The following is a 20542-nucleotide window of genomic DNA, read 5'->3' on the forward strand; positions in this document are numbered from 1 at the left end:
GGGGGTGCGGGTGCGCGCGGGCGCCGGGGGTGCCGCCGCCGGGGCGCGGGCGTCGGCGCCGGGGCTTCTCCGGCGGAGCCGGACGTTCCGGCGGCGGAGACGGCGCGCGGCGGGGATGATACGGCCGAGGGATCACGTACATCACGCACCCCGACGCACGGCGGACGCACGGCGGAGCCGCGAAGATGCCAGGCCCGGGGGTCTGGGCGGGCGGTCCCGCCGGATGGCATGATCACTCGCGCAGTTTCCCGCCCGCGGAGGGCCAGGTGTGGTCCGTGAGGGGTTGATCCGCGTGATCCTGACAGTGACGCTCAACACCGCTGTCGACCTCACCTACCGGGTCCCCCGCCTGGAGCAGCACGGCTCCCACCACATCCGCGAGGTGACGGAGCGCCCCGGCGGCAAGGGCCTGAACGTCGCCCGCGTCCTCGCCGCCCTCGGCCACGACGCCGTCGTGACGGGCTTCGTGGGCGGCCGTACGGGCGAGGAGCTGCGCGCGCTGCTCAGCGCCGCGCCCGGCTCGAACCGGCTGACCGACGCGCTCGTCCCGGTCGGCGGCAGCACGCGCCGTACGGTCGCCGTCGTCGACGAGGCCACCGGCGACACCACCCAGTTGAACGAGCCCGGCCCGCACATCACTCCGGAGGAGTGGGCGGCGTTCCTGACCGCGTACGGCGAGCTGCTGCCCGGCGCCACCGCGGTGGCGCTCTGCGGCAGCCTGCCGCCGGGCGTACCGGTCGGTGCGTACGCGACGCTCGTACGGGAGGCACGCGGCGCCGGCGTACCGGTGCTGCTGGACACCAGCGGCGAACCGCTCCTGCGCGGGCTCGCCGCCCGGCCCGACGTCGTCAAGCCCAACATCGACGAACTCGCCGGGATCACCGGCACGAGCGAGCCGCTGCGCGCCGCGCGCGAGGCGCGGAGGCGCGGCGCGAACGCCGTCGCCGCGTCGCTGGGCGCCGACGGCATGCTCACGGTCACCCCTGACGCCGCCTGGCGCGCCGCCCCACCGGCCCGCCTCTCCGGCAACCCGACGGGCGCGGGCGACTCGGCCGTCGCCGGCCTCCTCTCGGGCCTGGTCGAGAACCTCCCCTGGCCGGACCGACTGGCCCGCGCGGTGGCGCTCTCGGCGGCGAGCGTACGGGCCCGGGTGGCGGGCGAGTTCGACGCGGACGCGTACGCGGAACTGCTCCCGCAGGTCGTCGTCACCGACCAGCCACTGGCGGCCTGACGCGCCGCGGGCGCGGCCCCTCCGGCCAGCCGCTCCTTGGGCAGCCCGGCCCAATCCACCGGTCAGCTGCTCCAGCCAGTCCAGCCCAATCCAGCCCGCCCGGCGCTTGAGGACGAACCTGGGCGACCACGGCCGGAGACGAGTCACCGTGCCCAGCCGAGCACACGCACACCGTGGCCGACGGCCGTCCTCAAACGCCGGACAGGCTTGAACGGCGGGTCAGGTCGTAGAGCGTTGTGTCGGACACCTTCGTCTTCTTGAAGGTCGACTCCACCCACGAGGCGATCTCGCCCGCCGGGCCCCCGCTGCCCGGGCCCCCTCGTGACTCGGGCGCGACGAAGTAGTGGATACGGCCGTCCGCCACGTACTCCTTGAACTCGGCGAGTGTCGGCGACGGGTCGCTGCCGTTGAAGCCGCCGAGGGCCATCACCGGGTGGCCGGTGGCGAGTTGGTAGCTGGCGGCGTTCTGGGCGCCGACGGCCGCGGCGATCCACGTGTGGTCGGCGGCGTTGCGGGACAGGGTGTCGGCCGTCCTGTCGCTGACCGTCTGGCCGTCGAGCAGGCCGCCCGTGCCGCCGCCACGCGGACCGCCACCCGGACCGCCACCGCGTCCGCCCGCCAGCGGACCGCCCGCCGCCGGACCGCCCCCCGGCGGGGCGCCCGCCGCCGGGCCATCGTTCGGCGTAGGCGGGGCCTGGCCCTGCCGGCCCCCGTCGCGCGCGGGACCGTCCGGGCGGCCGGGGCCGCCCATCGGGCCTCCCCCGCTCGGTCCGGCCGTGACGATCGAGCCCCGGTGGCCGGTGGCGACCGTGTTCAGCGTGTACGCGGCGGGCCCGGCCAGTGCGGCCGCCAGGCCGAGACACGCGGCCGCCACGGCCACCGGCCCGGCGAGGCGCCGCAACCGCACGGCAAACGGCAGCGCAAGCGCAAGCGCCAGCACGGCCGCCGCCACCAAGCCGCCCCCCAGGACCGCCCAGCGCAGCCACGGCAGCCAGTCCGGGCTGCGTGCCAGCAGGACGTACGACCAGGCCGCGGTCGCCGCGACCGTTCCGGCGAGCGTCAGGGCGGCGGCACGGCCCGTGCGCCGCGCGTCCCACAGCACGGCCGTGCCCGCACCGACGAGTGCCGCGATGTACGGCGCCAGCGCGACCGTGTAGTACTCGTGGAAGATCCCGGCCATGAAGCTGAAGACACCGGCCGTCATCAGCAGCGCGCCGCCCCAGGCGAGGAACGCCGCGCGCCGCGCGTCCGTGCGCGGGGCGCGGCGGGTGGCGACGAGTCCGGCCGCGAGCAGGATCAGCGCGGCGGGCAGCAGCCACGAGATCTGGCCGCCGACGGTCTCGTTGAACATGCGCCCGAGGCCGCTCTCACCCCACGCGCCCCCGCCCCCGCCGGCGCCGGGCGGCCCGCCGCGACCCCCACCACCACCGGCGCTCCCGGTCTCCTCCCCGTTGAGGCGGCCAAGCCCGTTGTAGCCAAAAGTGAGTTCGAGGAAGCTGTTGTGCTGCGAGCCGCCGACGTACGGGCGGGACGACGCGGGCCACAGCTCCACGGCCGCGACCCACCAGCCGCCCGCGACGACGACGGCGAGTCCGGCCGCGGCCAGCTGAACGAGGCGCCTGCGTGCGGGCGTCGGCGCGCACACCGCGTACAGCAGCGCGAGCGGCGGCAGGATCAGGAACGCCTGCAGCGTCTTCGTCAGGAACGCGGCACCGACCGCCGCGCCCGCCCACAGCAGCCACTTGGTCCGCGCGTCCTCCAGCGCGCGCAGCACGCAGCTCACGGTGACGGTCATGAGCAGCGCGAGCAGCGCGTCCGGATTGTTGAAACGGAACATCAGCGCCGCCACCGGTGTGAGCGCCAGCACCCCGCCCGCGAGCAGCCCGGCCGCCGGGCCGAAGTGGCGCCGTACGGAGGCGTGCAGGGCGCCGACCGCCGCCACGCCCATCAGCACCTGCGGGAGCAGGATCTGCCACGAGCCGAGGCCGAACAGCCGAACGGAGAGGGCCATGGGCCAGAGGGCGGCGGGCGGTTTGTCGACGGTGATGGCGTTGCCCGCGTCGAGCGAGCCGAAGAAGAACGCCTTCCAGCTGACGCTGCCCGCCTGAACGGCTGCGGAGTAGAAGGAGTTGGCGTAACCGGAGGCGCTGAGGTGCCAGGCGTAGAGGAGCGCGGTGCCCAGCAGCAGGGCGAGGAGTCCGGGCCGCGCCCAGCGCGGCTCACCCGGGCGCCGGGCAAGGGCACAGGCACGGGTACGCCCGCGGCCGCGGGCGTACGTACGGAGGCGCGCGGCGTACGCGGGCGCGGGCGCGGGCGCAGACGTGGGCGCGGTCATCGCGCACCTCCCCGCTCCGGCGCGGCGGCACGTTCCGCCGCCCACCCGTCCGCACGGGCCGGGAACACCCACGCCCGCAGCAGCAGGAACCGCACCACCGTCGCCGCGAGGTTGGCGGCGACGAGCACCGCCAGTTCGGCGCTGTGCGAGACGGTGCCGCCCGCCAGCTCCAGGGCGGCGAGCGAGCCGCTGGTCAGTGCGAGTCCGACGGCGAACACGACGAGCCCCTGCGCCTGGTGCCGTACGGCGCGGGCCCGGCCGCGTACGCCGAAGGTGAGCCTCCGGTTGGCGGCGGTGTTGCCGAGCGCGGACAGCAGCAGCGCGAGCGCGTTGGCGGTCTGGGCTCCGGTGCCGAGCCGGAGCAGGGAGTAGAGGCCGAGGTAGACGAGGGTGCTGAGGGCGCCGACCGTGCAGAATCCGACGAGCTGGCGCGCCAACCCGCGCGGCACGCCGGAGAGTTCGCGGTCGCGCGGGTCGTCCCCGAAGGGGCGGCGCAGGCGCGCGAGTGGGAGTGCGCCGGTGGCGAGCGCGCCGCCGACGCGCCATACGCCGCGGAGGTCGTCGATCGCGGTGCGTACGACGTCCACCCGGCTGTCCGGGTCGTCCACCCAGTCGACGGGCACCTCGTGGATGCGCAGTCCGGCGCGTTCCGCGAGCACGAGCAGTTCGGTGTCGAAGAACCAGCCGGTGTCCTCGACGAGCGGCAGCAGCCGTTCTGCGACGTCCTTCCGTATCGCCTTGAACCCGCACTGCGCGTCGGAGAAGCGGATCGCGAGGCTCCCCCGCAGGATCAGGTTGTACGCGCGCGAGATCAGCTCCCGGCGCGGCCCGCGCACCACCCGGGCGCTCCGCGCGAGGCGCGAGCCGACGGCGAGGTCGGAGTGCCCGGACAGCAGGGGCGCGACGACGGGCAGCAGCGCGTTGAGATCCGTGGACAGGTCGACGTCCATGTACGCGAGTACGGGCGCCGGAGACCGCGACCACACCGTACGGAGCGCGCGTCCGCGGCCCTTCGCCTCCAGCCGTACGGCGGTGACCTCCTCCAGCCGGTCGTCGAGCCGGGCGGCGATCTCGGGCGTACGGTCCGTGCTGGCGTTGTCGGCGATGGTGACGCGGAAGCGGTACGGGAAGCCGGTGGCGAGGTGTTCGTGCAGGCGGAGCACGCTGTGTTCGAGGGTGCGGGCCTCGTTGTGGACGGGGATCACGACGTCGAGCACCGGGTCGTACGGTCCGTACGCCGCCAGCACCGGGGCACGGGCGGGGAGCGTGCCGGGCTCGCCGCGGCTGAGGGCGGGGAGCCGATCGGGGGGTTTCGTTTCCATGCCGCGACACTCGCCAACGAGCCTGTACGGGCCGTGTGCTGAAGCTATGCGCCGCCTGTGAGCCGGGAACCGCCCGTGAGCCGGGGCGACGGCGGCAGTGGGGCGGACGGCGCCGCGGAAGGCGGGCGCGCGGCGGGCAGCCGTACGGCGAACACGGTGTCGCCGGGGGCGCTCCGTACGGTCACCTCGCCGCGGTGCGCGGTGACGACGGCGGCCACGATGGCGAGCCCGAGACCGGTGCTGGCGGGGGCCTCCGCCGTGGAGGGCGCCGCGTCGCCCGCCGTGGGGCGTACGGCGTCGCCCGCCCTCGTACGTGCCGCGTCGCCGCGCGCGAAGCGTTCGAAGACGTGCGGCAGCAGCGCCGCCGGGATGCCGGGCCCGTCGTCGGCGACCTCCAGCAGCACGTGCGCGCCGCGGCGCCGTACGCGCGCCGTGACGGTGGTGCCGGGCGGGGTGTGCGCGGCGGCGTTGCCGAGGAGGTTGACCAGCACCTGGTGCAGCCGCGCGGTGTCGCCGGTGACCGTCGCGGGCTCGTCGGGGAGTTCGAGGTGCCACGCGTGGTCGCGGGCGGCGGCGCGCGCGTCGCTGACGGCGTCGACGACGAGCGGGGAGAGGTCCGTGTCCTGGCGGGACAGCGGCCGTCCGGCGTCGAGCCGCGCGAGCAGCAGCAGGTCCTCCACGAGGCCGGTCATCCGGGCGGCCTCGGCCTCGATACGGCCCAGTGCGTGCCGCGTGTCGGGGCCGGTCGGCTCGCGCCCGCGCCGCGTCAGCTCCGCGTAGCCGCGGATCGACGCGAGGGGCGTACGCAGTTCGTGGCTGGCGTCCGCGACGAACTGGCGCACCTGCACCTCGCTCGCGTGCCGCGCGGTGAGCGCCGAACCGACGTGCCCGAGCAGCCTGTTGAGCGCGCCGCCGACCTGCCCGACCTCCGTGCCGGGGTCGGTATCGGACGCGGGGACCCGCTCGTGCAGGACGACCTCGCCGCGGTCGAGGCGGAGTTCGGACACCCGGGTCGCGGTGGCCGCGACCCGGCGCAGCGGCCGCAGCGCGATCCGTACCATGGCGGCGCCCGCCACCCCCGCCGCGACGACACCGCCGGCGGCGACGCACAACTCCACGACGACGAGCGTGCCGAGGGTGTCCTGGACGGAGTCCAGGGGCAGGCCGACGAGGATCGCGCCGGCGGGCGTACGGGCCGAGTCCACGCGGTACGCACCGAGGCCCGGAAGGTCCACCGTGTGCGGCCGGCCGTCCCGCGGCACGTCGTTCAGTGCGGCGGTCTGCGCGGGCGTGAGGGGGTCGGCGCGCTCGCCGGGGGCCGAACGGGCGGTGTCGTCGGTGAAGATCGCGCCGCGGAGCACCTCGCCGCCACCGCCGCCCTCTCCGGCGGCGGAACCGCCGGACACGCGGGCGCCGACCGTGCCCAGCTCCTGGCCCGGCATCGCGACGAAGTCCAGCGCGCCCTCGGGCCCGTGCGGCGGCAGGCCGGCGGAGCGTACGGCGGACGCCTGGACCCGGTCGTCCAACTGCCCGTAGAGGTACGACCGCAGGGCGATCGTCGTCACCGTGCCGATCACCGCGCAGACGACGGCGGTCAGTACGACGGAGGAGACCACCAGCCTGCCGCGCAGCGACCAGCGCCGCCACGGCGCCCCGGAGCGCGGCACGGCGCGGGACACGAGGCGTACGCGAGGGAGGCGTATGCGGGGAAGGCGCACGCGGGGGAGGCGTACGCGGGGAAGGCGCACGCGCACTGGCGCGCTCACTCCCCCGGCTTGATCAGATAGCCCACCCCGCGCCGGGTGTGGATCATCGGGCTGCGTCCGGCGTCGATCTTCCGCCGCAGATACGAGATGTAGAGCTCGACGACGTTGGCCTGGCCGCCGAAGTCGTAGGACCAGACGCGGTCCAGGATCTGCGCCTTGCTGAGCACCCGGCGCGGATTCCGCATCAGATAGCGCAGCAGCTCGAACTCGGTCGCGGTCAAGTCCACGGGCTCGCCCGCCCGTTCCACTTCGTGGCTGTCCTCATCCAGCACCAGATCGCCGACGACGACCGTCGACTCCGCGCGCGCGGCTGCCGCGCCCGACCGGCGCAGCAGGCCGCGCAGCCGTGCCACGACCTCCTCCAGGCTGAACGGCTTGGTGACGTAGTCGTCGCCGCCCGCCGTCAGTCCGGCTATCCGGTCCTCGACCGAGTCGCGCGCCGTCAGGAACAGCACCGGCACCTCGGGCAGCGCCCTGCGGAGCCGTCCGAGCACCGTCAGCCCGTCCTGGTCGGGGAGCATCACATCGAGCACCACGGCGTCCGGCCGAAAGTCGCGCGCCGCGCGCACGGCGCCCGCGCCGTCGCCCGCGCTGCGTACGTCCCAGCCCTCGTAGCGGAAGGCCATGGAGAGCAGTTCGGCAAGTGCGGCCTCGTCCTCCACGACGAGCAGGCGCACGGCGCTGCCGTCCGGGCGCAGTTGCACGGAGGCGGATGCGGAGACCGATGCGGAGGACGCGGAGGCGGCGGAAGCCGCGGAGGCGCCGGGTGGTGCGTGGGGCGGGCGCGGAGTGCCGGTGGTCATGCCGGACAGCTTCCCGGGGCGGCCTGAGAGGAGGCTTTCCGTTCCCTGTGCGTTTGCTGAGAACTGTCGCGCGCCCGGCACCGTACGCCGGTCCCGTGCCCGTACGCCGCCCCCGTACGCCGTCAGCGGCCCGCGCGCCCCCGACTCGTCGTCAGCCGCCCGGCTTCAGCCACACCTGGTCGAGGTTGACCGCGCACTTGTCGCCCTCGGCGCAGTTGATCACGAAGGTGTTCTCACCCTTGTCGACCTGCACCGTGGACCAGGTGTACGTCCAGCCCTTCTCCCAGTCGCCCTTCTTGGCCTTCGCGTAGTTCTTCATCTTCAGCCCGGTGGCGTGCGGCTTGCCGTTCACGCCGAGGGAGAGGTGCATGTCCTCGCCGGGCACGCCGTACCCGACGTAGAGCTTGTACGTGCCGCTCTCGGGGACCTTCGTCGTCCACTTCGCCGTCGCGCCGGGCGTGTTCATCCCGCCGACGTACGTGCCGTCCTTGCCCTTCGCGCCCGGCACCGCCTTCTCGACGTGTGCGCCGCCCTCCAGCCGGAGCGTGGCCGCGTCCTCCTTCGGAGGCAGCTTCGGGTCCGGCTTCTCCGACTTCTCGCCGTCCGGCTCCGTCGGCTTGCCGGTGTCCTGGCCGGCACTGGGGCTCTCATCCGCCCCGCCGGCCTGCGCGTTGCCACCGTTGTTGAAGAGCATGGCGGCGCCGATGCCCAGCACGACGGCGGCGACCACGGCGACGGCGCCGATCAGCAGCCCGTTGCGGTTGCCGCCGCGGCCGCCCTGCGGCCCGCCGGGCCCGCCCTGCCGGCGCAGCGCGGCACGGCCGCCGGGCATCGTCTCGGGAGCGGCGTAGTGCGCGTTGGGGTGCCCCTGCGGCTGGCCGTGAACGCCCGGGCCGGGCCCGCCCTGCTGCTGCGGGAAGGCGCCGGGCTGCGCTACGGTCTGCCCGTAGTGCTGCCCCTGCTGCGCGCCGTACTGCCGCTCGCCGACGGCGCGCACCTGGTTGTACGAGCGCCGGGGAACGCCGGGCTGCTGCTGCGCTGGGGCCGCACCGCCGTCCGCACCGCCGCCTTCCGGGCGGTACAGATAGGCGAACGGGTCGTCGTCCTGCGGCGCACCCGTGCCGTTGTTCTCGGCGGTCATGCCCTGTCACTCCCTACTGCTCAGGTATCCGGCCGAGCCTACATCCATGGGGTGTCCCGTACGCCAGTGTCGAAATGATCAGAGACTGGACTCCAGGTGAAGATTTCCGCCCCGCGGTGCGCCCGCTCCGTGCCCGGTCCGTGACCGGTCGCGTGCCCGGTCCGGGAGCGCGTAACCGACACCCGTAACGCGCACCATACGGCGGCCGACTACCCCGCCCGGCGCTGCCCCTTGGACCGCGACCGCTTCTCCACGTACATCCGCTGGTCGGCCGACTGCAGCACTTCCTCCGCCGTCATCCCGCAGCCCGCCCAGCCGATGCCGAAGCTCGCGCCGACCCGAACGGCACGGCCGTCCACACGGATCGGCGGGATGATCGCGTTCCGCAGCCGGACGGCGAGGTCCTGTGCCTCCGCCGGGCCGACGCCGTCCGCCAGGACCACGAACTCGTCGCCGCCCAGCCGCGCCACGGTGTCGTTGTCGCGGACGAGTCCGGAGAGCCGCCGCGCGACCTCGATCAGCACGGCGTCGCCGCAGTGGTGCCCGAAGCGGTCGTTGATCGACTTGAAGCCGTCCAGGTCGCAGAAGAGGACGGCGAGACCTTTCTCACCCGGCCCGTCTCCCTGCGGCGGCACGGCGTGCACGTGGTGCGAGTCGTACGGCGGCGCGCCCGCGCCGGACACGGCGGGGAGGCCGTCCGGCGGGGTGCCCGCGAACGGGTCGTCGATCGCGTACCCGTCGAAGTCCTCGCCCAGGCCCTCGGCGCCGCCGAGGCCCATGGCGCCCGGCCGCGACAGGTCGGACACGGCGGGCTCCGGGTTCGCGCACAGCCTGCTGTTCAACCGGGCGCGCAGCTCGGCGCTGTTGGGCAGGCCGGTCAGGGAGTCGTGGCTGGCGCGGTGGGCGAGCTGCAGCTCGTGCCGCTTGCGCTCCTCGATGTCCTCGACGTGGGTGAGCAGGAAGCGCGGCCCGTCGGCGGCGTCGGCCACCACGGAGTTGCGGAGGGAGACCCACACGTACGAGCCGTCGCGGCGCGCGAGCCGCAGCTCGGCGCGGCCGCCCTCGGCGGAGGTGCGCAGCAGCGTGCCGATGTCCTCCGGGTGCACGAGGTCCGAGAACGAGTACCGCCGCATCGCCGACGCGGGCCGTCCCAGCAGCCGGCACAGCGCGTCGTTCGTCCGCACCAGGCGGCCGTGCTGGTCGCCGCCCATCTCCGCGACGGCCATGCCACTGGGCGCGTACTCGAAGGCCTGCCGGAAGCTCTCCTCGCTGGAGCGCAGCGCCTGCTGCTCGCGCTCGAGCCGTACGAGGGCGCGCTGCATGTTCGCGCGCAGCCGCGCGTTGCTGAGGGCGATGGCGGCCTGCGACGAGTACATCTGGAGGGCCTCGCGGCGCCAGGCGCCGGGGCGGCGGCCGTTGTCGGGCCGGTCGACGGAGATGACGCCGAGCAGCTCGCCGGCCGAGTCGTAGAGGGGTGCGAGGAGCAGGTCCGAGGGGTGCCACTCGTCGGGGGTGCTGGGCGCGGGCGCGGTGGCGTACCACTGCGGGACGTCGTCGTCCTCCAGCACCCAGCCCTCGGTGTACGGGATGAAGCGGAGCTCGCCCCACCGCTCGCCCATCGAGAGCCGCCGGTCCCAGGAGGCGCGGGAGCCTATGCGCCCGGCCATGGTCGCCTCGGCGGCCTCGCTCCCGGCGACCGCGGCGACCACGAGGTCGCCGTCACCGCGTACGAGGTTCACGGCGCACAGCCGGAAGCCCAGCCCTTCGACCACGCCGTCGGCGATGGCCTGCAGGGTGTCCGCGAGGCTGCGCGCGGTGTTCAGCTGCGCCACGACCTGGTGCAGCTTCCGCAGGCTGGCGAGGCGGACATAGGGCTCCGACTCGGTCTCCATCGCCTCCCCCTGAGCGTCGTTCCTCGGCTTCCAGATCCCGTCTCCGGTCGAACCTCCACGTGCACATGCACGTGCAAGGCCACTGAATCACAGTCAGCTCCTCCCCCGGTACACAGGGTCAACGCTAAATGCCGTCTGTGACTCAAGTCACAACTGTACGCGCATAATTGACTCCGCTCCGTGGGAGCGCTCCTACCGGCCCGAAGTCCGACCGGAGCCCGTACGACGCCCGGCGACCTAGGTCGGGGGCGGCAAGGGCTGGTCCTCCAGCCCGATGCGGGGACCACCGACCGGCCTATAGCTTTCTCGATGTGTCACACGCAGTGCAAGGCCAGGCGCCAACCGGAATCCCCCATGCTGAAGGGGTGAGCGAGGACGAATTCAGGGCCGCCATGGCGCGGCTGGCAGCGGGCGTGGTGCTGGTGACGGCGTACGACCCGGACGACGGGCCGAACGGCGAGGACGTGGGCATGACGGCGACCGCCTTCATGTCCGTCTCCCTGGACCCGCCGCTGGTGATGGTCAGCGTCCGGGACGGCTCCCGCATGGACGAGCTGCTCGAACGGCAGCCCCTGTGGGCCGCCTCGCTGCTCACCGACGGCCAGCGGCAGACCGCGGGCCGTTTCGCCATGAAGGGACGGCTGAGCGACCGGCTGCTCTTCCAGGAGGTGCCGCACACGCGCGGCGAGCACTCCGGGGCAGCGCTCGTGGACGACGCGCTCGCGGTGCTGGAATGCCGTACGGAGCAGCGCGTGCGGGCGGGCGACCACACGCTGGTGATCGCCCGCGTCCTCGGCGCCGCCCTGCCGCACGCGCCGGACGCCGAGCCGCTGACGTACTACCGGGGGCGGTACCGCTCGCTGTCATAGGCGGTACCGCTCGCTGTCATAGGCGGGGCCGCCGTGTGCGGCGGTGTCACGGCACCCGCCCCCGTACGTGCGTCACGGCACCAGTACGACCTTGCCGATCGTGCCGCGCTCCTGAAGCGCGCGGTGCGCGCGGGCGGCCTCCGCCAGCGGGAAGGGCTGGACCAGCGGCACGAGCGTCCCGGCCGCCGCGTACGCCATCGACTCCTCCTCCAGGGCCCGCTTGCGCTCCAGCATCCGGGCCCCGTCGAGCCCCCGTACGGTGATCCCGCGAGCCGCCGCCTCCGCGTCGCCGGAGGACACGGCACCGTCGGCGGCGAAGCCGGCGGCGGCGCTGCCGTACGCGTGGTGGACGCCGCCGGGGGCGACCAGATCGAGGGCGGCACGGCCGAGTTCACCGCCGACGCTGTCGAAGACGTGGCTGAAGGGGCGGTCCGTGCCGAGTTCCGAACGGAGAAGTTCCGGCCAGCCGGGCCGGTTGTAGTCGACGGCGAGATCGGCGCCGAGCTTGGCCGCGGCCCCCGTCTTGGCCGGCCCGCCCGCCGCACCGGCGACGAGGGCGCCCGCGTGCTTGGCGTACTGCACGAGCAGCGCGCCCATGCCGCCGGCCGCGGCCAGTACGAGCACGGTGTCGGACGGGCCGAGCGTGCTGCCGCTGAGGACGCCCAGGACCGTACGGCCGGTGCCGATCATGGCGATGGCGTGCTGCTCGCCGAGCCCGTCGGGGAGCACGTGCAGGGCGTCCGTACCCACGACGGCGCGCTCCGCGTACCCGCCGGGCGCCTGGCCGAGATGCGCCACAACGCGCGTTCCCAGCCAGCTGTCCGGAACGCCGGCCCCGACGGCGTCGACCGTACCCGCGACCTCGCGGCCGGGGACGGTGGGCAGTTCGGGCAGCGGCATGGGGCCGAGGCGCAGGCCCTCGCGCAGAGCCGTGTCGATCAGGTGCACGCCGGCCGCCGCGACGGCGATCCGGACCTGCCCGGCGCCCGACTCGGGGTCCGCGACCTCCTCGTAGACGAGGTTCTCGGCGGGGCCGAAGGCGTGCAGACGGATGGCGTGCATGGCGGGACTCCTGTCTCGGGGCGGTGCGCGGCCCGTACGTGTCGCTCTTTCCGTTCGCGGGGCTCGTGCCGTTCGCGGACTCGTGCCGTTCGCGGGGCCCGATCGTGCAACTTGAAGCCACGTTGAAGTCAACCCCGTCCCCGTTGTCAGTGGCACGGTGCACTCTGGGTGCATGGCGAAATCCACGGCACGCAAGGTGGCTCCGGTCCGGCGTCCGGAGCTCTCCCTGCCCGAGCTGCGGCCGCACGAGACGGACGAGTTGCACCCCGACGGCGACCACGACGGCACGTCCTTCACCGACCTAGACCTGAGCGGCGCGGACGGCGGGGGCAGCACCTTCCTGGAGTGCGCGATACGCCGCTGCGGCCTGGAGGGCACCAGACTCACGCGGGCCCGCCTGCTCGACTCGGAGCTGACGGGCATCTGGGGCGTCGGCACGGACCTGGCGGGCGCGGAGCTGCGCGACGTGGAGCTGTCCGACGCCCGGCTGGGCGGGACGCAGCTGCACGGCGCGCGGCTCACCCGTACGGTCATACGCGGCGGGAAGATCGACTTCCTCAACATGCGGCAGGCCGTGCTGACGGACGTCGCCTTCGAGGGCTGCGTGCTCGTCGAGCCCGACTTCGGGGGCGCCCGGCTGGAACGGGTCAGCTTCGCCGACTGCTCCCTGCGCCAGGCCGACTTCAACGGCGTCACGATGCGGGACGTGGACCTGCGCGCCGTCGCCGAGCTGGACATCAGGACGGGCATCGACCGGCTGGCCGGCGCGGTCATCAGCACCGCCCAGCTGATGGACCTGGCACCGGCGTTCGCGGCCCAGCTGGGCGTACGAGTGGAGGACTGAGAGGCTGCACGTCACGTACGGGGCGTCACGTCACGTACGGGGCGTCACGTCTCGTACGGAGGCCGCGTCTCGTACGGGGTCAGCAGGCCCGCGACCGCGCGCTCCAGGCCCGCGACGCGGTCGGCGAGCCCGGTCCGTTCGTCGCCTGGTGCGGCGGCGTTCTCGCGCAGGAGCCGTTCGAGCCGGGCGAGTTGCTCGGCGACCTCCACGAGCTGTTCCTCCCGCGCCGCCGACGCCCGTTCCGTCGTGCGCGATGCGGCGGCGGCCCGGGGGCTGTCGGCCCGGCCCTCCCGGGCCGACAGCCCCCGCAGCTGCTCGCTCTGCGCGGCGAGTTGGCGGTTCTTGCGGTCCAGCTCCAGGAAGAGGCTCACCTTTGTGCGCAGCAGCCAGGGGTCGAAGGGCTTGGTGAGGAAGTCGGCGGCGCCGACGGTGTAGCCGCGGTAGGCGTAGTCCGGGCCCGCGTCGTTCCCGGTCAGCAAGATGACGGGGACGTCCTTGGTCTGGTCGAGGCGCTTGATGTTGGCGGCGGTCTCGAAGCCGTCCATGCCCGGCATCAGCACGTCGAGCAGCACGACCGCGAACTCCTGCCGCAGCATCGCCTTCAGCGCCTCCTCCCCCGAGTCGGCGCGTACGAGGTGAGGGCCGAGCGAACTGAGCACGGCCTCCAGCGCGATCAGGTTGTCCTCCATGTCGTCGACGAGCAGGATGCTGGACCGCTCGGGCGTGCCCGCGCCGACCGTGGGACCGGGTCCCGCGGTCACGGCTGCCGCCCCCGCGTCCCGCCGCGGTCCGCCCCCGCGGAGTCCGGCCCGCCGTCCCCCCGGTCGATGAGGTCGCAGATCACCGACAGCAGCCGGTCCACGTCCACCGGCTTGGGCACGTACTCGTCGGCGCCGCTCTCGAGCGCCCGTTCGCGGTCGCCCGGCATGGCCTTGGCGGTGAGCGCGATGATGGGCAGCGCGGCGAGGCGGGGCGTGCGCCGGACGGCGCGGATCGTCTCGTACCCGTCCATCTCCGGCATCATGATGTCCATCAGGACCAGCGAGGTGTCCGGGGAGCGGGCCAGCACCTCGAGCGCCTCGCGGCCGTTCTCGGCGTACTTCACGGTGATCCCGACGCGCCCCAGGACATGGGTGAGCGCGAAGACGTTCCGGATGTCGTCGTCGGCAATGAGGATGCGGAGGCCCGGCAGCAGCTCTCCGGGCCGCCCGCTGAGCCACTCGTCGAGCCGTGTCGTCTCCGGCCAGGCCGCGTCGCCCATGCCGCCACCGGTGCCGCTGTCCCCGCCGCGGTCCCAGGCCTCGCCCCAGGAGCCCTCCCCGGCGTCGTCCGCTCCGGCCGTACGCGCCGGCTCCGCCGCCGGTGCGCGCTCCTCCGCCGCCGTGCCGCTCGCGGGCCTCAACGGCCCGGCGAGCACGGCCGGTTCGGCAAGCGCCCCCGCGCCTGCCGGTGCCCCCGCGCCGGACGGCGTGTCCGGCCGTTCCGGCGGCGCGGCGGGCACGGAGACCGCCGGGGCGGCGGAGGCCGGCAGCCCGCCCGTACCGGGCAGCGCCTTCCCGCCCGTACCGCCCGCGCCCGCGCCGGGCCGGTCCGCGCCGGGCCCGGCCGGGCCCGGATACCGCGCGGGCACGGTCAGCGTGAACCGCGAGCCCGCGCCCGGCTCGCTCTCCACGTCGATACGGCCGCCCAGCAGCGCCGCCATCTCCTTGCTGATCGACAGCCCGAGCCCGGTGCCGCCGTACTTCCGGTTGACGTCGCCCTCCGTCTGCCGGAACGCCTCGAAGATCTCCGCCAGCCGCTCCCGCGGAATCCCGATCCCGGTGTCCTGGACGGCGAACGCGACGACCGCGTCCGCCTCCCGCAGCGTCTCCTCCTCGAACCGCACGCCCGGCACCCGTTCGACCCGCAGCTCGATGCCGCCGTCCGTCGTGAACTTCACCGCGTTCGACAGGAGGTTGCGCAGGATCTGCTGGAGCCGCTGCTCGTCCGAGAACAGCGATTCCGGTACGTCCTCGCCGACCGCGATGTCGAAGGACAGCCCGCGGTCGGCGGCGAGCGGCCGGAACGTCGCGCGCACGTAGTCGAGGAGCGTGGTCAGCCGCAGTGTCCTGGGGTGTACGTCCATCCGGCCCGCCTCGATCTTCGACAGGTCTAGGACGTCGTTGATCAGCTGGAGCAGGTCCGTGCCCGCCCGGTGGATGGTGAGCGCGAATTCCACTTCCTGCTCGCTGAGCCGGCTGTCGGGGTTGTCGGCGAGCAGCCGGGCCAGGATGAGCAGGGAGTTGAGCGGGGTGCGCAGCTCGTGCGACATGTTCGCGAGGAACTCCGATTTGTACTGCGACGAGCTGGCCAGCAGGGCGGCCTGTTCGCCGAGTTCGGCGTTGGAGCGCTGGAGTTGGTCGGAGCGCTGGCGGAGTTCGGCGGTGAGCCGCTGGGACTCGGCGAGCAGCGATTCCGTACGGGCGTTGGCGAGGATGGTGTTGATCGAGACGCCGATCGTGCTCATGAACTGGTCCATGAAGGCGAGATGGACGTCGCTGAACCCGCTCAGCGAGGCCAGTTCGATGACGCCCAGCACCTGGTCCTCGAAGAGGACGGGCAGGATGACGATGCTGGCGGGCCTGGCGGCGCCGAGGCCGGAGCTGATGTCGAAGTAGTTGTCCGGCACGGAGTCGACCAGGATGCGCTTCTTCTCCAGCGCCGCCTGCGCGGTCAGGCCGCAGACGGGGGCGCCGGGGCGCGGCAGCGGCCGTTCCTCGCCCGGAGCCCCGATGCCGTAGCCGGCGATGTACCGCAGCCCCTCCTCCGCCGGAGCGTCCTCCTCCTTCAGGAAGAACGCGCCGTACTGCGCGTTGACCAGCGGCGTCAGCTCGCTCACGATCAGGTCGGCGACTTCGTCCAGGTCCCGGTGGCCCTGCATCATGCCCGCGATGCGGGCGAGGTTGGACTCGAGCCAGTCCTTGGCGCGGGTGGTCTCGCGCAGGTTGGCGACCATGAGGTTGATGTTGTTCTTGAGCGCGGCGACCTCGCCCTGCGCCTCCACCGAGATGGACCTGGACATGTCCCCCTGCGTGACGGCGCTGGCGACCTCGGCGATGGCGCGTACCTGCGTGGTGAGGTTCAGGGCGAGCTCGTTGACGCTGGTGGTCAGTCGCTTCCAGGTGCCGTAGACGCCCTCGACGCGCGCCTGGCCGCCCAACTGCCCCTCGCTGCCGACCTCGCGCGCGACCCTTGTCACCTCGGAGGCGAACGAGGAGAGCGTGTCGACCATGGTGTTGATGGTGGTCTTGAGCTCCAGGATCTCGCCGCGCGCGTCCACGTCGATCTTCTTCGACAGATCGCCGCCCGCCACCGCCGTGGCGACCTGCGCGATGTTCCGTACCTGCCCGGTCAGGTTGTACGCCATGAAGTTGACGCTGTCGGTGAGGTCCTTCCACACGCCCGAGACACCCCGTACGTGCGCCTGGCCGCCCAGGTTCCCCTCCGTGCCGACCTCGCGCGCGACCCGCGTCACCTCGTCCGCGAAGGCGCGCAGCTGCTCGACCATGGTGTTGACGGTCGTCTTCAGCTCCAGGATCTCGCCACGCGCGTCCACGTCGATCTTCTTCGACAGATCGCCGTTGGCGACGGCGGTGGTGACGAGCGCGATGTTGCGGACCTGCGAAGTCAGGTTGACAGCCATGGAGTTGACGCTCTCGGTGAGGTCCTTCCACACGCCCGAGACACCCCGTACGCGCGCCTGCCCGCCCAGGTTTCCCTCCGTGCCGACCTCGCGCGCGACCCGCGTCACCTCGTCCGCGAACGCCGACAGCTGATCCACCATCGTGTTCACCGTCGTCTTCAGCTCCAGGACCTCGCCACGCGCGTCCACGTCGATCTTCTTCGACAGATCGCCTCCCGCCACCGCCGTGGCGACCTGCGCGATGTTGCGGACCTGCTGGGTGAGGTTGTCGGCCATGAAGTTGACGCTCTGCGTGAGGTCCCGCCACACGCCGGAGACCCCCCGTACCTGGGCGCGCCCGCCCAACTGCCCCTCCGTACCCACCTCGCGCGCGACCCGCGTCACCTCGTCCGCGAACGCCGACAGCTGATCCACCATCGTGTTCACCGTCGTCTTCAGCTCCAGGATCTCCCCGCGCGCGTCCACATCGATCTTCTTCGACAGATCGCCCTGTGCGACGGCGGTGGTGACCTGCGCGATGTTGCGGACCTGCGAAGTCAGGTTCGAGGCCATGGAGTTGACGCTGTCGGTGAGGTCCTGCCACACGCCGGACACGCCCCGCACCTGGGCGCGCCCGCCCAACTGCCCCTCCGTACCCACCTCGCGCGCGACCCGCGTCACCTCGTCCGCGAACGCCGACAGCTGATCCACCATCGTGTTCACGGTGAGCTTCAGTTCCAGCAGCTCGCCGGCGGCGTCCACGGTGACCTGCTGCGTCAGATCGCCGCGCGCGACCGCCGTGGTCACTCCGGCGATGTCCCGCACCTGGTCGGTCAGGCGCGCCGCCATCTTGTTGACGGCCTCCGTCACCTGGCGCCACTCGCCGGAGAGGCCGCGTACGCTCGCGCGCCCGCCGAGCCGGCCCGCCGTTCCGACCTCGTGGGTGACCCGCGTCATCTCGCCGGTGAACTGTGCCAGCTGGTCCACCACACGGTTGACGCCGCGCCCGAGGCGGCGCAGGTCGCCCTGGAGGCGGCGGGTGCCGTCGTGGAGTTCGACGTGCTGGCTCAGGTCGCCGTCGGCGATGGCGTCGAGCACCCGGGAGACGTTCGCGACGGGTACGAGCACGGCGTCGAGCAGCGTATTCGCGTCGTCTACGCTCGCCGCCCAGCCACCGCGGCCCGGACTCGCGGTGATCCGCTCGTCCATACGGCCCTGCCGTACGATCTCGCGGCGGACGCGGCGCAGCTCCGCCGACAGGTGCTCGTTGCGCGCGGCGACCTGGTTGACGGCGCCGGCGAGGTCGGCCAGCAGCGCGTCGCCCACGCTGTCCGCCGTCCCGTACCGCACGTCCTCGGCGCCCTCGGCGTCCTCAAGACGGACGGTGAAGTCGCCCTCCGACAACGCATTCACCGCCGCGAGCAGCGCGCGGAGCTGTCGTCCGCGCACCCACAGTCCATCGTCGGCCGGGTCGAGAGCCATGGCAGCCCATTTCCCCTGATCAATGAATTCGGGCATGTCCTACTATAAGAGCCATCTACAGATGCAACCATGGATCGCCGGTGAAGCCCTTGTCCACTCACGCGCGGGAGTCCGGGTCCGTACCGCGGATGAGCCTGTCGGCGAACCAGCTCGCCCCCTCCCGCGCCCGCGGCTTCGTACGCGCCGTGCTGGAGGCCGCACCGCGGGCAGCCGCGGGTGCCAGTACGGGTGCCGGTACGGGTGCCGGTACGGGACCGGGGTCGGCGGGGGTCCGTAAGGTGCCGGACGCGCTCGTGGACGACGCCCTGCTGCTGGTGAGCGAGCTGGTCACGAACGCTCTGGTGCACGCGGGCACCGACATCGACGTCACCTGCGCGCTGGAGCCGGGCCCGCCGGTACGGGTACTGATCGAGGTGGCGGACCGGCACACGGACGGCCACCTGCACCGGCATACGGGGAGCGCCGGCGGCGGCGACGCGGACGAGCCGCAGGAGGGGCGCTTCGGGCTCCCCCTGCTGGGGGCGGTCGCGGAGTCGTGGGGGGTGACGTACCGGCGGACCGCGAAGACGGTGTGGTTCCGGCTGGACCCCGCGGAGTACGGGGCGGGCACGGCGGGCGGCGCGCCCCCGGAGCCCGTGCCCCGGCCCGTGTCCGTACCGGAGCCCGTACGGGCGCCCCAGCCCGTACCGGCGGAGCCCGCGCCCCGGCCACCCACGGCCGCCGCGCCGCAGGAGCCGCGGCAGCTCCCCCCGTGGACAGACCGCGGCGGGCGGTCGTTCCTCGCGGAGACCAGCGAGCTGCTCGCCGGACAGCTCGACGAGGACATGGTCGCCGTACTCGCCTGCCAGCTCCTCGTCCCCCGCATCGCCGACTGGTGCAGCGTGTGGCTGACCACCGAGAGCGGCGGCATGCGGCTGGCCCGCGTCCTGCACGCGGATGAGCGGCGCATCGGCGCGCTCCGCCACGAGCTGGAGGCTAGCGCGCCGCCCGCCCGGTCCCGTACCGCGGGCGTCCCCTGGCCGTGGCCGCGCAGCGCGGGCGGCGGAGCGGCGGTGAACGGCGACGCGAACGGCGACGCGAACGGCGACGGGAACGGGGGCGGCGGTGACGGGCTCGGGAGCAGGAACGGCACCGGCGGCTCCGCCCTCACCTTCCCCCTGATCGCGGGCAGCGGCGTCACCGTCGGGGTGCTGCTGCTCGGCCGCGAGGGCCAGCTGCAGACGACCGTGTCCGTCGCGCGGATGGTGGAGGACGTGGCACGGCGGGTGGCGCAGGCCGTGCTCACCGCCCGCCAGTACATGCGCCAGGCCACCATCAGCCGCGCGCTCCAGCGCCGCCAGCTGCCCAGCTTCCTGCCCAGCATCCCCGGCGTCGACACGGCGATCGTCTACGAGCCGCACGGCGAGGGCCAGACCGTCGGCGGCGACTTCTACGACCTGTTCCCCAAGGGCGACCACCGCTGGTGCTTCCTGCTGGGCGACGTCCAGGGCAAGGACCCCGAGGCGATGTCCATCACCGGCCTCGCCCGGCATCTCGTACGGCTCCTGGCGCGCGAGGGCCACAGCGTCGAGTCCGTGCTGGACCGGCTGAACGTCGCCATGGCCGAGGAGGGCGCGGAGGCGCTGGCCTCCTCGGGCGGCGAGAAGGCCGGGCCGCGCTTCCTGAGCCTGCTGTACGGCGAGCTGTACGTCGATCCGGTCACGGCCGCCACGCGCTGTACGGTCGCCAGCGCCGGGCACCCGCTGCCGCTGCTGCTGTCGGCGGACGGCGCCGTACGGGCCGCGGCCGAGCCGCAGATGCTGCTGGGGATCGACGAGAGCGTGGAGTTCAGCGCGTCCGCGTTCGACCTCGCGGCGGGTGACACCCTGCTGTGCGTGACCGACGGGGTGACGGAACGGCGCAGCGGGCGGTGGGAGCTGGACGACAACGACGGGCTCGCGGCGGTGCTCGGCGGGTGCGCGGGGCTGGGCGCCAAGTCGGTGGCGGAGCAGGTACGGCGGGCGGCGCACGACTTCGGCAACACACCGATCGAGGACGACCTCTCGGTGCTGGTGCTCCAGGCGGTGCCCCGCGCCTGACGGCCGGCCGCGGGCACGGCGCGTATCTGCGCCCGTACGCCCGTACGCCCGTATGC

13 protein-coding genes are annotated in these 20542 nt (G+C 73.7%); 4 read left to right on the plus strand and 9 right to left on the minus strand.

Translation table 11 applies throughout. From position 1 onward, the window contains the following. The first annotated feature begins 292 nt into the window (after positions 1 to 292). Positions 293 to 1231 carry a 1-phosphofructokinase family hexose kinase gene (locus DVA86_RS26360; RefSeq protein ID WP_208881984.1) on the plus strand — a complete coding sequence of 313 codons (939 nt, stop codon included), beginning with the start codon at positions 293 to 295 and terminating at the stop codon, positions 1229 to 1231. A gap of 190 nt (positions 1232 to 1421) precedes the next feature. On the opposite strand, the gene DVA86_RS26365 is transcribed toward DVA86_RS26360, so the two are convergent. The 6 genes from DVA86_RS26365 to cdgB form a co-directional block, all read right to left on the minus strand. Further along, positions 1422 to 3566 (minus strand): glycosyltransferase family 39 protein, encoded by a 2145-nt coding sequence (locus DVA86_RS26365; RefSeq protein WP_208881986.1) that lies wholly within the window; start codon positions 3564 to 3566, stop codon positions 1422 to 1424. Continuing rightward, positions 3563 to 4888, minus strand: a complete 1326-nt coding sequence (locus DVA86_RS26370; RefSeq protein WP_208881987.1) for a bifunctional glycosyltransferase family 2/GtrA family protein — start codon at positions 4886 to 4888, stop codon at positions 3563 to 3565. Before DVA86_RS26370 ends, DVA86_RS26365 begins: the two co-directional genes overlap by 4 nt. Before the next feature lie 44 nt (positions 4889 to 4932). Beyond that, positions 4933 to 6567 carry a sensor histidine kinase gene (locus DVA86_RS26375; RefSeq protein ID WP_245997192.1) on the minus strand — a complete coding sequence of 545 codons (1635 nt, stop codon included), beginning with the start codon at positions 6565 to 6567 and terminating at the stop codon, positions 4933 to 4935. An 83-nt stretch (positions 6568 to 6650) separates the two neighbouring features. Continuing rightward, entirely contained in the window at positions 6651 to 7457 is an 807-nt protein-coding gene (locus tag DVA86_RS26380; RefSeq protein ID WP_208881989.1) for a response regulator transcription factor, read from the minus strand. A 151-nt stretch (positions 7458 to 7608) separates the two neighbouring features. After that, positions 7609 to 8598: a carbohydrate-binding protein gene (locus DVA86_RS26385; RefSeq protein WP_208881990.1), complete on the minus strand. Its 990-nt coding sequence runs from the start codon at positions 8596 to 8598 to the stop codon at positions 7609 to 7611. Between the two features lie 209 nt (positions 8599 to 8807). After that, a complete protein-coding gene (gene cdgB, locus DVA86_RS26390) occupies positions 8808 to 10490 on the minus strand; it encodes a diguanylate cyclase CdgB (RefSeq protein ID WP_208881992.1) in 1683 nt (560 codons plus the stop codon). A 311-nt stretch (positions 10491 to 10801) separates the two neighbouring features. Here cdgB and DVA86_RS26395 point away from each other — a divergent pair, with 311 nt between their 5' ends. Next, complete coding sequence (locus DVA86_RS26395; RefSeq protein ID WP_245997195.1) at positions 10802 to 11359, plus strand: flavin reductase family protein; 558 nt, start codon at positions 10802 to 10804, stop codon at positions 11357 to 11359. 72 nt (positions 11360 to 11431) lie between these two features. Here DVA86_RS26395 and DVA86_RS26400 read toward each other — a convergent pair whose 3' ends face one another. Then, positions 11432 to 12421, minus strand: coding sequence for a zinc-binding dehydrogenase (locus tag DVA86_RS26400; RefSeq protein WP_208881994.1), 990 nt, complete (start codon positions 12419 to 12421; stop codon positions 11432 to 11434). A gap of 172 nt (positions 12422 to 12593) precedes the next feature. Here DVA86_RS26400 and DVA86_RS26405 point away from each other — a divergent pair, with 172 nt between their 5' ends. Next, the gene (locus DVA86_RS26405) at positions 12594 to 13265 is read left to right on the plus strand and encodes a pentapeptide repeat-containing protein (protein ID WP_208881995.1); all 672 of its coding nucleotides are present in this window, start codon (positions 12594 to 12596) and stop codon (positions 13263 to 13265) included. Positions 13266 to 13309: 44 nt separating this feature from the next. On the opposite strand, the gene DVA86_RS26410 is transcribed toward DVA86_RS26405, so the two are convergent. Both DVA86_RS26410 and DVA86_RS26415 read right to left on the minus strand, forming a co-directional pair. Beyond that, entirely contained in the window at positions 13310 to 13954 is a 645-nt protein-coding gene (locus DVA86_RS26410; RefSeq protein WP_208885196.1) for a response regulator, read from the minus strand. Positions 13955 to 14022: 68 nt separating this feature from the next. Further along, positions 14023 to 18408, minus strand: a complete 4386-nt coding sequence (locus DVA86_RS26415) for a HAMP domain-containing protein (RefSeq protein ID WP_208881997.1) — start codon at positions 18406 to 18408, stop codon at positions 14023 to 14025. An 89-nt stretch (positions 18409 to 18497) separates the two neighbouring features. Between DVA86_RS26415 and DVA86_RS26420 the strand changes: the two genes are divergently transcribed. Further along, positions 18498 to 20486, plus strand: coding sequence for a SpoIIE family protein phosphatase (locus tag DVA86_RS26420; RefSeq protein ID WP_425470931.1), 1989 nt, complete (start codon positions 18498 to 18500; stop codon positions 20484 to 20486). Positions 20487 to 20542 lie beyond the last annotated feature (56 nt).

This window comes from Streptomyces armeniacus, assembly GCF_003355155.1.
Taxonomy (GTDB): domain Bacteria; phylum Actinomycetota; class Actinomycetes; order Streptomycetales; family Streptomycetaceae; genus Streptomyces; species Streptomyces armeniacus.